Raw genomic sequence first — 12955 nt, forward strand, 5'->3', positions numbered from 1 at the left:
TGTCCGACAGTTTGTAAAGCGGAATTAAATGGTACGATTCTTCACACCTTCTTGCTGACGAGCATCAATAAAAGGTTGTAAAGATCCATGGTGGATCGTTTCAAGAGTGAGCTTACCAATGTAAGGATCTAACACTTTAATCCATCGTTTATCTTCTCTTAGAGAAGTTTTGGATTGTTTTTTCTTTAAATAACGTTCGGCAGCTTTACGGAAAGTGTGTTTATGACGGGTTCCAAATACGATGCTTTGTTGAAGATAATCAATACGTTTAGATAAAATAAATTCTGTTTTAAGCAAATCACGAGTTCCCGTACTCTAAAAAGCCCTGAAGTTCGTTTTCGTCTCATAAATTAGCTTCTGCTAGTTATGGAACGTACACTTCGAGCTTTACACTGCTCCACCCCATCGATCTAAATCAAGCCGGTCAAAGGTGATACCTTACCTTGAATGCCGATATGCAATTTTGGTAAAGTTAGTCGTACTTCCTTATTAAACCGATTTTTATTCATCCCGAAATATCGTCAAGTCTCTTTCAGACGAATTAATCGAGGTTGTATAGAACTTCTGCATAACTGAATTAAAATAATTCGAGGCAGGTCATGCGAAGATGGTCTCTAAGAAAAGGAGATCTTGATACGATGAAAGATTTAATTCAATTCCGTAAAATGAAAATCATGAATTGTAATTTTAATCTTTCCAATAGCTATTTTAAATGATCGGGTATTCGGGTGGAATAGCAATTGGAATTGGAGGGATTATTATTGAAAAAGCGGGTGGGAGAATATTAAAAAACAATCTGAAACTGATTACTTATCTGACACGCTTCATCCTGCCGTTACCTATTTTTGGCAAGTTAAAAATAGGTAACGGCAGGATGAAGCGTGTTAAAAAGAATTTCATGTAAAGTGGACATAGGTTTTGTGTTGGTTAAAAAGGGAAAATTTTGTTGGTCTAAAAATAGTGATACTCCTTGTTTAGGAAAGTTTTTTTCTTTAACATTCATAACATGAACAGTTGGCTTTACTCTCTATATTTTTCTCAACTATCCAACATAATAATCATTATCAGGTACCTGATAGCGGTCGCTTAAATCAAACAATCTGGGCTGCATCTGCTCACTCCTTGCCGTCTACTCAAGATTCCACTCATTTTAAGAGATTTTTGACTATTTCAAGAAATACCCTTAAGAAACTGTTAATTCTATTTAGCTACAATGTATAACTCGTGTTAGTGATATTCTTAGATAAACTGCCATTTGGAGCTTTTAAAAATGAGACGCATGCCTAAAAAAGATCACGAGTGCTTTAAAGAAAAAAATGGGCGAAAAAGATTTTTAGAATTTGAGTCGTTTGTTTATTTTGCTTGGTCTTGGTGTTGAGGAAGACACCCAAGTTCATGATCAAAGTGTTAGTATTCCCGCTGACCGAGTCGATTTCGATACACTAAAAGAACAATTGGAAATAATGGCGTAGAAATCTCCAGTTTAGAAAACTTTCCTCGCTTTTGTTGATGGAGATCAAATACAGATAGATGTAATTGTGTGCAAAAGCATTTTCGATCACGAATGGGTTAGGGAGACTCTACAGGTATAACAGATGAAATCGATCCCTTGGTAGAATATATAGCTGAGAATGAAGAGAAACGTGGCTTAGTTCCCGGATAATGCATGGAATAGTTAACAATCTTTTTATAGCTGCTTAATCTTACTGATTACCTTATTGCTTAGTGGGTGCCCAGTTCTTATTTCCAGCCAGCTTAGAAGATATTTCTCCACTTAACAACGATTTTTACTCAAATTTAACATCCGCTTGTGTTCCCGGTCTTGATTTCGGTTTTTAAAGTTATCGCTGGGAGCGTATGGGTCAATAAAAAATATCCTTTAAAACCAGGTAACATACGAAATTTCATTGTTTATAAATATAGCCCCTACTGCCGATGCCGCTAAAGCTGAACGATTTAATAAAGCCAACTGCGAAATTGTCAAATGCCATAACGGCATTAGAATGGTGGTAACGACACCAATAATAAAAAGATCGTAAGCCACCCGTAAAAAAAAACCAATACCCGTCGTAAAGACAATGCGCCAATGGAGTGCTTTAATATTGCCATTGTCATGGTCCGTCAGTTCATTCTTTACAACAATAAATGAGCCCATTATATACAAGTCCCATATCCGGATAATCCAATACTAGAGGTTTAGAGAGCAAATATTCAGCCGTATGCGTTGTCCAACCACTTTGAGTTTCTGCACGGCTTTCTTTCCATTTGCTAAAGTCACTGCACCCTAAATACATCAAAGCGACCAATTGCATTTGTTGATTGGGCTCTAAATTATTAATAGTCTCTTTATTAATAGTCTCTTTGAGTTCGAGGTAAGTGAGATCGTTTTGATGATCAGAAAGGATTTGCATGAAATCTTCTTCACTCAGCTCGTTGACATTTTCCGGAATCACGACCCCCTCTTTAGCATGAAATTTTCGAGCACGAACGATAATATCACAAACGATGAGTGGACTTAGATCAAAAGTCATAGCTTTCTTCCTGAATAGAAGAATAAACATACCAATCAGGATTAGAAGACACAAGTGGTAAGTTTCACTGCCGTTCGCACGGCTTTTGTGAAGTGATCTCTCTGTGATCCATCCTCGCCCTCTAGCGCTTTTATTGCTGTAAATCATAGAACTGAGACGTTAGCCGAGAATCGTTGAGAAAGGGATATTTTGTTTGACATTCCGGTTAATCTGATATATTGATAGCGAAAAATATTGGGGTAATCGTTAGAATAGGTTTTATATGCAGAAATGAAACTTCAGACCATTGCTTCCATCGCTGAAAGCAGGCCGATACAGCCTGTTTTTGCTTTTAGGCCCGCTGCCATAGGGCGCGCGGTTAATTACTTTCGCACCCAATTTAAAGGACGAATCTTATATGCGGTAAAAACTAACCCTGAACAACATGTTATCCAATTGGTGCATTCCCATGGTGTAACTGCGTTCGATGTGGCTTCCTATGAAGAAATTTGTACCATCAAAGAATATGTTCCCTCGGCTGAACTTTATTTCATGCATCCAGTGAAATCGCCTTACGCGATTCGCGAAGCTTATTTTAATTACGGTGTTCGTCATTTTTCTCTCGATTGCTTAGACGAGCTGAATAAAATTTTGCGTTGTACTGAAAATGCCAAAGACCTTTGCTTACATTTACGGCTTGCTATTCCAAATGCGTTTGCTGAATTCAATTTGGCAGAAAAATTTGGCATTAATCTACACGAAGCCCCTGAGTTACTAAAAACCATACGGAAAGTGGCTTGCAAGCTGGGTGTCACGTTTCATGTGGGTTCGCAATGTATGCACCCTGATGCCTACCGAATCGCCATTCGAATGGCTGATAAGGTAATTAATGAAGCAGGCGTAGAAATTGAATATTTTAACGTAGGTGGGGGGGTTCCCTCCATTTATCCGGGCATGATTCCGCCGGCGTTGTATATTTATTTCAAGGCGATTCATACAGAATTTGCGAAAATAGCCCACAACCGACCTCATTTGGAATTGCTTTGCGAACCAGGTCGTTCAATAGTAGCAGAAAGCACCTCTGTAGTGGTGAATGTCGAGCTGCGAAAAGACGATATGCTTTACATCAATGATGGCACTTACGGAAGCCTTTTTGACGCTGGTATTCCCCATTTTATTTTTCCAGTCCACTTGTTGCGTTCAAATCGTCCTACGGACAGAGATCTTTTACCCTTTAGTTTTTACGGTCCAACTTGTGATTCTTTGGATTACATGAAGGGTCCTTTCTATCTTCCTAACGATATTCAAGAGGGTGATTATATCGAAATCGGCCAGATGGGCGCTTATGGTCGAACTTTGTCTACTAAATTCAACGGATTCAAGCAAAAAGAGGGCGTTGTTCTGATTTCGGATGAGCCTCTTATGACGATGTATTCGGACGACTACATCACGCAAGAACCCCTTGAAGTCATTGCTGCTTAATTTTTATTAACCCGTGAGGAAATCATTGATGAAAAATCAAACCTTGCCGACCTCTTCTTTGAAAAAAGAATTGTTGCAACAAACAGTTGAACATATTGATATTACCCGTTTTGACGCCCGTCCGATTGTTGATGCGATGGATCGAATGTCATTTACCTCTCGAGATCTTGCCAGAGCAACGCAGATTTTTAACCGAATGCTTCAAGACAAGGAATGCAGTATTGTTTTGACTATCGCTGGGTCAACTTCGGCTGGCGGTTGCATGAAATTATATGCCGATTTAGTGAAATACAATATGGTGGACGCCATTGTGGCAACCGGTGCTAGCATCGTGGATATGGATTTTTTTGAAGCCTTAGGTTTTCGCCATTATCAAGGTACGCCGGCAGTGGATGATCGGCAATTACGTGATTTATATATCGATCGAATTTACGATACCTATATCGATGAAGAAGATTTGCAACGATGTGATCATGCCATTTTTGAAATTGCTAATAGACTTGAGCCTCGTCCTTATAGCTCGCGTGAATTTATTCAGGCTGTGGGTGCTTTTTTGCAGGAAGGAAAGGCCAAAAAAGAAGATTCGTTAGTGCAGCTGGCCTATGAAAATGATGTACCGATCTTTTGTCCTGCTTTTACTGACTCTTCAGCAGGTTTTGGATTGGTACTCCATCAAGTAAAAAATCCTGCTAAGCATTTAACTATCGATTCCATCCGAGATTTTCGTGAGTTAACAGAAATTAAAATTCAAGCAGGGACAACTGGATTATTAATGATCGGGGGTGGTGTTCCAAAAAATTTTGTTCAAGACACGGTAGTTTGCGCAGAAGTTATTGGAAAGTCGGTGGATATGCATAAGTACGTTATTCAAATAACTGTAGCAGACGTGCGCGATGGAGCGTGTTCCAGTTCGACCCTTAAAGAAGCTTGTTCCTGGGGCAAAGTAGATACGTCCTATGAGCAAATGGTTTATGCAGAAGCTACGTCCGTATTGCCGTTATTAACAAGCGATGCTTATCATCGAGGTTTTTGGAAAGATCGGTCGCGCCGACGCTACGCTCGGTTGTTTAATGAGTAATCGAAATAATGAAATGCCTTCCTCCTAAACAAGCTTTTTTAGGTTTGGACACTCAAGATGCCATGAGTTATGAAAACGCAAAGGCTGTCATAATTCCCTTTGGATTGGAGCAGTCTGTAAGCTATGGCGGGGGTACTGCCAAGGGACCCGCCGCGATGATTCAAGCCTCGCATGAGGTGGAGTTATTTGATGAAGCCCTTTGGTACGAGCCTTACCGTGACATCGGTATTGTAACCTTGGAAGAGCCCAAGATCGAAAATGACATACCAAAAGCATTGCAGCAATTGGAGGGGTTAGTAGAACGTGTTCTAGAAGACAAAAAGTTTCCCTTTATTTTTGGAGGAGAGCATTCGATCACTGTGGGCTCTATCCGCTCGTTTGTTAAACGGTGTCCTAATTTAGCAATTTTGCATTTTGATGCGCATGCAGATTTGCGCGATGGATACCATGGCGAACATTTTTCTCATGCCTCGACAATTCGGCGTTGTTTAGATCATCCGAATATCGAAGTTGTTTCAGCTGGCATTCGAAATATTTCTGCGGAGGAAATTTATTTTTTTGAAGCCAATCAAAAACGAATTCATATTTATTGGGCAAAAGATAAGAAAAATTGGGACATAAAAAAAATTATTGCTCCCTTAAAAAACCGTCCCATTTATCTCACATTTGATGTGGATGGATTTGATGCAAGTTTAATGCCTGCCACTGGAACGCCGGAGCCAGGTGGATTATTTTGGAATGATGCGCTCGAAATTATTGCTGCAGCGAGCCAGGTGGGGACTATTGTTGGCGCCGATATTAATGAATTAGCGCCCATTCCTTATTTTCACAGTTGTGATTTTTTAGCAGCTAAACTGGCTTATAAAATTCTTTCTCTAGCCTTCGTTTAGGGGAGACGTCCTGTTCTTCCCTCACTTTTTTCCACGATGTGTTTTTTTATTAACGTAATTGGCATAGCTTTTAATTGCAATGACTAAACGGTTTACAAACGTTTTACGTATCTCTTTAGAAAAATCTACTAAAAATTTAACCACTCCGAGTCCTAAAATACTCACTCCAAAATATTTGTCTATTAATGCAAATATATTAGGGGTGGTTGATTTTAATTGAGCTTTAGTACGGGAAGCTTTATTTTACTCAAAATTTTTAACAGAAACACTGAAGAAATTGCCACAAGAAGGACGATAAGACCGCAAGTTAATGCAATGAGGGCGGTGCTCAAATGAATATTCAGATAAAGGTAAAGAGAAACAATGACAAATCCCAAGCCGAGCAGCACCAATATCCAAACAAGACACAAAAGAACAATGCCGATTATAAAGGTTGTCATCATTTTTTACGGGTCAATAAGCGACTTACTATACTGGCTAATAAACTAGCGCCAAAAGGATAACCTACTGTGGCTAACTAACCGTTTCTTTTTACATTTTGCTTCAACTGTATCTAAAGTATGTTTGCCCGAGTAATGAGGTTATCTTTCATCGCTTCAGCTTCGCTTTTACTGCATTCAGTTATCATTGCTAAAATTAGCGAATTCTTGTCTAAGATCTCCGTTTTTAGTTACTTTGGGCATGGCCATTCTCCTTTGTGATTCTAAAAGAAATATAGCAACGGTGAATGGGAATGCGGATGGAGGTTTAAAAATTCAAATTCTTATTCACTTTCAGTCTAAAGTTCTTTTATTTTGCTAATACTAAAATCCCAAGCTTTTGTGGGCATAAGGTTTGGGGGGAATGACAAGTTCATTAGGATTTGTTGATACATCGACCAATATTGGGGCATCCTTAATTTCGAAAGCTTGTTTTACAGCATTTTCGAGCTAGTCATGACTTTCCACGCGGATACCTTCGCCGCCCATTGCTTTAGCACATTCAGTGAGGTTGGGGTTATGCAACGTAAACGTAACCCCCATTCCGGATATTCGGCAGCCTCCATTTTCATCCGCACTAACCCTAACTTATCGTTATTAAATACAAAAGCTTTAATGGGAAGTTTGTAAGTTACCATGGTAAAATAAAATCTCCCATAAGCATCGTAAAGCCGCCATCTCCGCAAAGGGCGACTACCGAATGTTTTCGGGTCAAGCGCTTGAATACCAATGGCTTGAACAAAAGCATTTGCCATTGAGGCCAGGTTAAAAGAGGCAATAAAATCGCGCCTTCCTTTCATTTGTATGTGGCGTGCCATCCAAATAATGGGCTTACCCGTACGTATCCGCGGTAGAGACAGCGTCCTTACTAGCATAGTGATCGATGTAATGGGCTAAGGCTTGGGGGCGAACGTAATCCTTATTGCTATGAGAAACGCGTTTTAAAATAAAGTAGCCTCCCATTTTTGGCGTTTTTCCTGCGCTTTCTTTAAATGAGAATCGTGTTTTTTTAGCGAATCATGGGGAATAGGGTTGTGACAGTTTTTTACATCTTTTTGGGAGGGTTCCGATGTCTGAGGGGACCGATAGGTGAGCAACTCCTTGACACGCTAACGCCGTTTGCGCAGCTAATAAACCTAAACGAGGCATTTGCTCGGGGGGGATAACAGTTTCATTATAAACAGAGATATCGTCGAACAACTGATCTAGATTAATTTCTTCGTGATAATCCCTTCCAATTTCATCTCGCGGTGTCTGAACTGTAAGGGCTAACACAGGAGCGTATTCGTATTTGGCATCGTACAATCTATTTATAAGATAAACGATAAACGACACCGGGTCCCACCGTTCCTACACAAGGGCCCAGTTTTTCAGTCAATTTAGCTTGGGTTCCTGCAGCGAAAGCACCCATTTCTTCGTGGCGTGAACAGTGATCCATTCGAAACGTTTATGTTTGTCAGTTCTTAGTGCATCGGCAAGATGATTAATGGCATCTCTCTAAAAACTCCGAAAATTTGTTGATTGCTGCATCCATGAATAATGTTGAGCATCATTTCCCATAGGGTAATACTCATGGTAGTTTCCTTAATAATAGCCTCTTATTATTAAAGAATAGATGTCACCTGTTTCTTTGTCAAACGTCTTATATTTTTCTTCTATTCGCTGAGTTCCTCACTCCTGTCCTATTTTTAAAGTCAAAAAATTGGACAATTTCATGAGCAACCACTTGCTTAAAAACTAAATAGGTAAATAAATAATTTTAAAATTCCATTTTCTTGGAAGGCGAGGGAAACGAGTTTTATTTTAGAACAGATTATTTTAGAACAGATATAAAAGTTTCTACAATTATCAAAATTTTTCCGGATCAAGAGGTATTGCATTGCGCCGGCAATTGAAGGTTAAGTAGTTTGCCTGAGGTGGAATCCCATATAAAGCGCTATGCGGAACAGGCCGAACTGACAACTACAATTAACGCTCAAAATATAATAAAAATGGATAGTGCAGGCACTTTACTTTTTCACACTTTAATAAGCCAGCTCCAATCATTAGAGAAAAGTTTAGAAATTCAAGGGTTGAATCAAAATACTAAAACTTTTACGGCCATTTTGTGCGAGTTCGCTCCTTTGATTACTGACATTATTGCGGCAGGACGAACGAGTACAGCATTTACAGTACAAATTAGCACTATGAAGGTGAATGAGGAAATCGACGTGCTGAATACAATGGGTGTATCCCCACTTGAACCTCTCGTTTTACCAAAATTTTTTACCTTATTAATCACGTTAACCTTGCTGATGGCTTGGGCAGATATTTTTGCAGTTTTTGGTAGTATGCTCATGGCTAAATCCCAATTAGACATTGGCTATGTGGCTTATTTAGACCGATTTCAGCATGCTATTCCTCTGCGTCATTATGTATGGGGTATGGGGGGTGTCGGGTTGATTAAAGCCTAAGGTATTCGGCTTAATTATTGCAGCTGTGGGTTGTTTTCAAGGTTTTCAAGTGGGCTGCGCAGATAGCGTAGGTCAAAAAACTACTCAAAGCGCAGTGCAATCCATTTTTCTTATTATCATTGCCGATGCTATTTTTTCTGTGATATTTAGCTGGCGAGGTATCTGATGGCTGCTTCTGAACCTTCTCAGCCTCTGATTGAGATTCGTGGTTTGCGTAATCAATTGGGGAGGGGAGCTTATTCACGAGGAGTTAGAATTATTCATTAATCGAGGAGAAATCGTTGCCATCATCGGTCCTAGCGGATGCGGTAAAACAATTTTATTGCACAGTATTTTGAAGCTTCAAAAACCTACAGCTGGAGATATTCAAGTTTTTGGTGTAAACGTAGCTAATTGTACAGAAGCCGAAGCTTTGTCCGTACAGCGGTGATGGGGAGTAATGTTTCAAAGCTCTGCGTTATTCAGTTCACTGTGCGTTTTAGAAAATGTTCTTTTTCCGTTACAGGAATATTTAAATTTAGAATCAGATACACAAACAGAAATTGCACTAACTGGATTAGAGTGATGCAGCGAATAAATACCCTGCCAAGAAGCTTAGCGGAGGTATGAAAAAACGTGCTGCCTTAGCCCGTACTATCGCATTAGACCCAGAACTTCTATTTCTCGATGAACCGACTACTGGATTGACTACTGGATTAGATCCTAAAAGCGCGAGCGAAATGGATGAATTAATTTTATATCTAAAAGAAATATCTAAAAGAAACTCTTGGATTAACGGTGGTTTTAGTAACTCACGATCTCGATACACTATGGCGAGTTTCTGAACGGATTGTTTTTTTAAGTGAAAGAAAAGTTTTAGCGGCTATGTCAATGTCCCAATTGGTTCGGCACCCGCATCCTACTGTTCAAGAGTATTTCAGTCGTGGTCGAAGCGCTTTTAAACACCGACAAATCTACAATACTTAGAAGTATCGGGGATAGGTCCTCAAACCCCAGTGCGATTTAATGGAGTTAAAATGGGTTACGTGCAAAAGATTGAATTAAATCGGGCCGATTTTCAGCAAGTAATTTTGAAGTTAAAAATTAGAGAGAAACACCTGTCACCACAAGCACTATTGCGACATTACCGATCCGAAGGAATTATGAGAACAGATTATGTAGCTTTAAAAGCATTGACCGCCACGGCCCCCGCTGTTATAATCATTCAATCCGGTGAAAAATATTCTGTTATTCCTTCCAAGCCCTCCTTGTTAATGAAATCCTCCTTGTTAATGAAATCCTCCTTGTTAATGAAATCCTCCTTGTTAATGAAATCCTCCTTGTTAATGAAATTGAGTACCGCTTTAGAGGAAGTTACTAAAACGATTAAAGAATTGAGTGACAATATAGAAAGAATTGAGTGACAATATAGAAAAAGTTTTTGATGAAAAAATCGCCGAGCAATTACTGCCAGTTTAGCCAATTTACAGAAAATAACGATGACATTGGCAGCTAATTCACAAAATATTAATTCAACCATGATCTCTATGAAAAAGTTTATGTCTAATAGTGCCAAATCCAGTGAACAGTTACCATCGATAATGCACCAATTAAATAGCATTTTAGCCGGGATGAAATTAACCGCGTACCAATTTGAATAACAGGACGAAGTATGAAATTGACAGTGCGGGATGCTCAATACAACTATGCAAAACGTATCCACTCAAATGATGCCCAGTGTCCAACAATTACTTGATAAATTCAATGTAATGGTTGTTCATTTACAACAATTAAGTAGGGATTTAGAACACAATCCATCAATTTTAGTTAGAGTTAAATATCCTTCTCCACCAGGTCCGGGAGAGAAATAATGGGAATTTTTAAAATGCATTTTATTTTATGCATTTTATTTTTTATTTACCCTTTCCTTTCCTTAGGTGCTTGCGGTCTTATAGCTGTTCCGCCAATATCCTAATTATCAACTTGAGGATTTGCATTCGATAAAAGTACCACCTGCTAAATCATTTGACTTTAGTTTCTACACCAATGGCTAGCTCCGGCTAGAAAACTTCAGGAATGATTTATGGAATGATTTATATGCTGACTCCCTATCAATTGAGCTCTTATGCCATATGCCAGTAGTCAGTGGGTTGCGCCACCTTCTCAAATATCTTTATTTTTTTGAGTGTTGCGTCAAACGGAACATTTTTTTACAATAATTTCATTACCCTTTTTTTGTAGGGTTAACATTATTTTGACACTCTTTTATTGAAATTGCAACAAGAATTTTTCTTTCCTAATTAGTCAGGTTCGGTTAACCGTTCAAGCTTCGTTAATTAAAAGTTCAAAAATAACCGAATTATGGCAAGTCAGATTTTAGAAGTTCTTATTCCGGCACCGAGTAATAACCCTTATGGAAGTGTTTGTCAGCTAATCGCGCGGGGCCGCTATTATTGGTCATCGCATTGCTTTATTTTGTGCTGCTCATGCGCGATAAATGCTGCGATAAATGCTATTTAATTATTTCTGATGGTGAATTGACAGTTCACTAGTGTTTGCTTGGGGAGACCGCAACTGTGATCTTGTAGGATGGTATTATATTCCCAGGTGGTGTTTTTTAAGTCTTCAATATTAATTCAATATTAAAAGGATAATAAACACTGGATAGTAAAACTACCCATTGACCATCGCTTGCTTTATAGATGCAGGTAGATGCAGGCAATGCGCTTTTTGGCAGGAGAATATACAGCTCCTCCAAAATTTTTTGCTTCTAAAATTACGTTTAAAGGAGTGGGCTGATAAGATTTTCAAACGGGGGGGGAATTATTAGAAGTCCAATAGCTTTTGCTATTTTGCTGTAAATTGGTGGGGGCAAGTGGCTCCCCAAATCTGCCAAGCAAAACCGATTCCTAAAATGGTTATCCCAATCTTCCTGAGTAACGATTGACGCATCGTCTCTTCTTTTTTACTTTCAATAGAGAACCTAAATAATTATAGCCAATCGGTGTATTATTAAATTATCCTTCCCGTTAGAAGGGAAGGTTCAAGCAAGGAATACTAATGCCTAAAACTGAAATTGGCCTGTTCCACTTAAATTAAGAAAAGGCAGATAAGGCTAAGACTACTAAAGAATTAGATTTAGAAAAGTATATCTATGCCGCCGGTATTGTCCATAGCAAGGATTCTTTTTATGCGCGTCAGTTTAGCGCTTCTTAATTAAGAGGAAATGTGGAGCCATATGGAGCAATTAAGAAAAGGTGGCGTATTTGTTGCCACAGAAATGGAAAGTTTTATTATTTTTACCTTAGCCAGTTTGTACAGTTATCGCTTTTCAAAAGGCTTTCAAAAGCCAAGTGAGATTATTAAAGTAGGTTTGATACTCACTATTATCCGTGGGATAAGACGCCCGTCCGTTCCAATAAGGAACTTATCGGAAAGGCTATTCAGCGTGCTCTAGATATTGGCATTCACAGCATTAAATTTCTATTCGACTTAGAGAACGAGAGTAAGTGGATAGGCACCTGCAAGCCTAAAGTCGACGTGACTGCGGTAATCTAGTTCCCATCGAAGCTTTCCAACTGTCTGCCCTTTCCTTGGAAGCTATTTTTGGGATAGTAAGTAATAACAACATCACTTACTCGCTGTAATTTCTCCCCATTAGAGGAAAAATGAGATTGAGGATAATAACTGAAGGTAATATCGGCCGATCCGACGGACTTTTCCTTCATTCCCTGAGATGCTGGGACAGTCGGATTGAAAACGGGGATTTATCGTGAGCGGCGAGGGCCCATTGTTGAAGGGAATTTTATTTCCGTAATATTTAAAGTTAAAGGCTAGGAAAAGGACAGTTAGCTGAAGAGCATGAATAATAACTGATGGGGACACTCCTCCGACTTCTGCAATCTTTCCACTGTTTCCATTGAGGGCCGAAGAAGGGTAATACTTGATGTTAAGCCCATCCGTTGATGGCATGGCTTGTTTATGTCCGATGATTTGATTAAGTTGGTGGAGCGTTTCCATTTTGGCATCATTCGCTTTGACAGATTCCAAATAGCCATAAACACTAACATAGAAGGTCACTTTG

Annotated in this window: 16 protein-coding genes and 2 pseudogenes; 10 read left to right on the forward strand and 8 right to left on the reverse strand. The window is 39.1% G+C overall.

The features are described from left to right. Positions 1-24: 24 nt before the first annotated feature. Positions 25-297: a hypothetical protein gene (locus CleRt_RS03245; RefSeq protein ID WP_048875073.1), complete on the reverse strand. Its 273-nt coding sequence runs from the start codon at positions 295-297 to the stop codon at positions 25-27. 415 nt (positions 298-712) lie between these two features. On the opposite strand from CleRt_RS03245, the gene CleRt_RS09960 reads away from it, so the two are divergent. Continuing rightward, positions 713-904: a hypothetical protein gene (locus tag CleRt_RS09960; RefSeq protein WP_157870813.1), complete on the forward strand. Its 192-nt coding sequence runs from the start codon at positions 713-715 to the stop codon at positions 902-904. 445 nt (positions 905-1349) lie between these two features. After that, the gene (locus CleRt_RS13160; protein WP_306686797.1) at positions 1350-1472 is read left to right on the forward strand and encodes a hypothetical protein; all 123 of its coding nucleotides are present in this window, start codon (positions 1350-1352) and stop codon (positions 1470-1472) included. Positions 1473-1879: 407 nt separating this feature from the next. On the opposite strand, the gene CleRt_RS10690 is transcribed toward CleRt_RS13160, so the two are convergent. Together CleRt_RS10690 and CleRt_RS03255 are read right to left on the reverse strand one after the other, a co-directional pair. Beyond that, entirely contained in the window at positions 1880-2155 is a 276-nt protein-coding gene (locus tag CleRt_RS10690) for a hypothetical protein (protein WP_048875074.1), read from the reverse strand. Next, on the reverse strand, positions 2127-2531 hold the full coding sequence (locus CleRt_RS03255; RefSeq protein ID WP_048875075.1) for a DUF3775 domain-containing protein: 405 nt from the start codon (positions 2529-2531) through the stop codon (positions 2127-2129). Before CleRt_RS03255 ends, CleRt_RS10690 begins: the two co-directional genes overlap by 29 nt. Positions 2532-2801: 270 nt before the next feature. Here CleRt_RS03255 and CleRt_RS03260 point away from each other — a divergent pair, with 270 nt between their 5' ends. The 3 genes from CleRt_RS03260 to speB are packed head-to-tail and all read left to right on the forward strand — an operon-like array spanning position 2802 to position 5960. Beyond that, positions 2802-3992: a type III PLP-dependent enzyme gene (locus CleRt_RS03260; protein WP_048875076.1), complete on the forward strand. Its 1191-nt coding sequence runs from the start codon at positions 2802-2804 to the stop codon at positions 3990-3992. A gap of 28 nt (positions 3993-4020) precedes the next feature. After that, positions 4021-5070, forward strand: a complete 1050-nt coding sequence (locus tag CleRt_RS03265) for a 1,9-bis(guanidino)-5-aza-nonane synthase (RefSeq protein ID WP_048875077.1) — start codon at positions 4021-4023, stop codon at positions 5068-5070. A gap of 8 nt (positions 5071-5078) precedes the next feature. After that, positions 5079-5960 carry an agmatinase gene (gene speB, locus CleRt_RS03270; RefSeq protein ID WP_048875078.1) on the forward strand — a complete coding sequence of 294 codons (882 nt, stop codon included), beginning with the start codon at positions 5079-5081 and terminating at the stop codon, positions 5958-5960. A gap of 913 nt (positions 5961-6873) precedes the next feature. Here the strand turns inward: speB and CleRt_RS03275 are convergent. Genes CleRt_RS03275 through CleRt_RS13170 form a run of 4 tightly spaced genes read right to left on the reverse strand, consistent with a single transcriptional unit; the run spans position 6874 to position 7877 of the window. Then, on the reverse strand, positions 6874-7257 hold the full coding sequence (locus CleRt_RS03275; RefSeq protein WP_048875079.1) for a thiamine pyrophosphate-dependent enzyme: 384 nt from the start codon (positions 7255-7257) through the stop codon (positions 6874-6876). Positions 7258-7270: 13 nt separating this feature from the next. Beyond that, positions 7271-7402 carry a hypothetical protein gene (locus CleRt_RS13165; RefSeq protein ID WP_306686798.1) on the reverse strand — a complete coding sequence of 44 codons (132 nt, stop codon included), beginning with the start codon at positions 7400-7402 and terminating at the stop codon, positions 7271-7273. 54 nt (positions 7403-7456) lie between these two features. After that, positions 7457-7744, reverse strand: coding sequence for a thiamine pyrophosphate-binding protein (locus tag CleRt_RS03280; protein WP_048875080.1), 288 nt, complete (start codon positions 7742-7744; stop codon positions 7457-7459). 1 nt (position 7745) lies between these two features. Continuing rightward, positions 7746-7877 carry a hypothetical protein gene (locus CleRt_RS13170; protein WP_306686799.1) on the reverse strand — a complete coding sequence of 44 codons (132 nt, stop codon included), beginning with the start codon at positions 7875-7877 and terminating at the stop codon, positions 7746-7748. Between the two features lie 478 nt (positions 7878-8355). Between CleRt_RS13170 and CleRt_RS08285 the strand changes: the two genes are divergently transcribed. The 5 genes and pseudogenes from CleRt_RS08285 (at position 8356) to CleRt_RS09970 (ending at position 10742) form a co-directional block, all read left to right on the forward strand. Next, positions 8356-8892, forward strand: coding sequence for an MlaE family ABC transporter permease (locus CleRt_RS08285; RefSeq protein WP_306686814.1), 537 nt, complete (start codon positions 8356-8358; stop codon positions 8890-8892). Between the two features lie 49 nt (positions 8893-8941). After that, the gene (locus CleRt_RS13175) at positions 8942-9058 is read left to right on the forward strand and encodes an ABC transporter permease (RefSeq protein WP_306686800.1); all 117 of its coding nucleotides are present in this window, start codon (positions 8942-8944) and stop codon (positions 9056-9058) included. Beyond that, positions 9055-9858: pseudogene (locus CleRt_RS03290) on the forward strand (ABC transporter ATP-binding protein). The gene CleRt_RS13175 and the pseudogene CleRt_RS03290 overlap by 4 nt, the downstream one beginning before the upstream one ends. Before the next feature lie 5 nt (positions 9859-9863). Continuing rightward, positions 9864-10295 (forward strand): annotated as a pseudogene (locus CleRt_RS03295) (MlaD family protein); the annotation flags it as partial. 282 nt (positions 10296-10577) lie between these two features. Next, a complete protein-coding gene (locus CleRt_RS09970; RefSeq protein WP_162198812.1) occupies positions 10578-10742 on the forward strand; it encodes a hypothetical protein in 165 nt (54 codons plus the stop codon). Between the two features lie 1786 nt (positions 10743-12528). Here the strand turns inward: CleRt_RS09970 and CleRt_RS03305 are convergent. Further along, complete coding sequence (locus CleRt_RS03305) at positions 12529-12951, reverse strand: hypothetical protein (protein WP_162198813.1); 423 nt, start codon at positions 12949-12951, stop codon at positions 12529-12531. Positions 12952-12955: the final 4 nt, after the last annotated feature.

Source organism: Candidatus Coxiella mudrowiae (genome assembly GCA_001077715.1).
GTDB classification, from domain to species: Bacteria; Pseudomonadota; Gammaproteobacteria; order Coxiellales; family Coxiellaceae; genus Coxiella; species Coxiella mudrowiae.

Excerpts from the sequence above, each read along its gene's own strand:
- CleRt_RS03275 (WP_048875079.1), bottom strand. The coding sequence starts at position 7,257 with ATGGCACGCCACATACAAATGAAAGGAAGGCGCGATTTTATTGCCTCT.
- CleRt_RS13170 (WP_306686799.1), bottom strand. The coding sequence starts at position 7,877 with ATGGATCACTGTTCACGCCACGAAGAAATGGGTGCTTTCGCTGCAGGA.
- CleRt_RS03255 (WP_048875075.1), bottom strand. The coding sequence starts at position 2,531 with ATGACTTTTGATCTAAGTCCACTCATCGTTTGTGATATTATCGTTCGT.
- CleRt_RS10690 (WP_048875074.1), bottom strand. The coding sequence starts at position 2,155 with ATGGGCTCATTTATTGTTGTAAAGAATGAACTGACGGACCATGACAAT.
- CleRt_RS03265 (WP_048875077.1), top strand. The coding sequence starts at position 4,021 with ATGAAAAATCAAACCTTGCCGACCTCTTCTTTGAAAAAAGAATTGTTG.
- CleRt_RS09960 (WP_157870813.1), top strand. The coding sequence starts at position 713 with ATGATCGGGTATTCGGGTGGAATAGCAATTGGAATTGGAGGGATTATT.
- CleRt_RS13165 (WP_306686798.1), bottom strand. The coding sequence starts at position 7,402 with ATGGGAGGCTACTTTATTTTAAAACGCGTTTCTCATAGCAATAAGGAT.
- speB (WP_048875078.1), top strand. The coding sequence starts at position 5,079 with ATGAAATGCCTTCCTCCTAAACAAGCTTTTTTAGGTTTGGACACTCAA.
- CleRt_RS03260 (WP_048875076.1), top strand. The coding sequence starts at position 2,802 with ATGAAACTTCAGACCATTGCTTCCATCGCTGAAAGCAGGCCGATACAG.
- CleRt_RS09970 (WP_162198812.1), top strand. The coding sequence starts at position 10,578 with ATGCAAAACGTATCCACTCAAATGATGCCCAGTGTCCAACAATTACTT.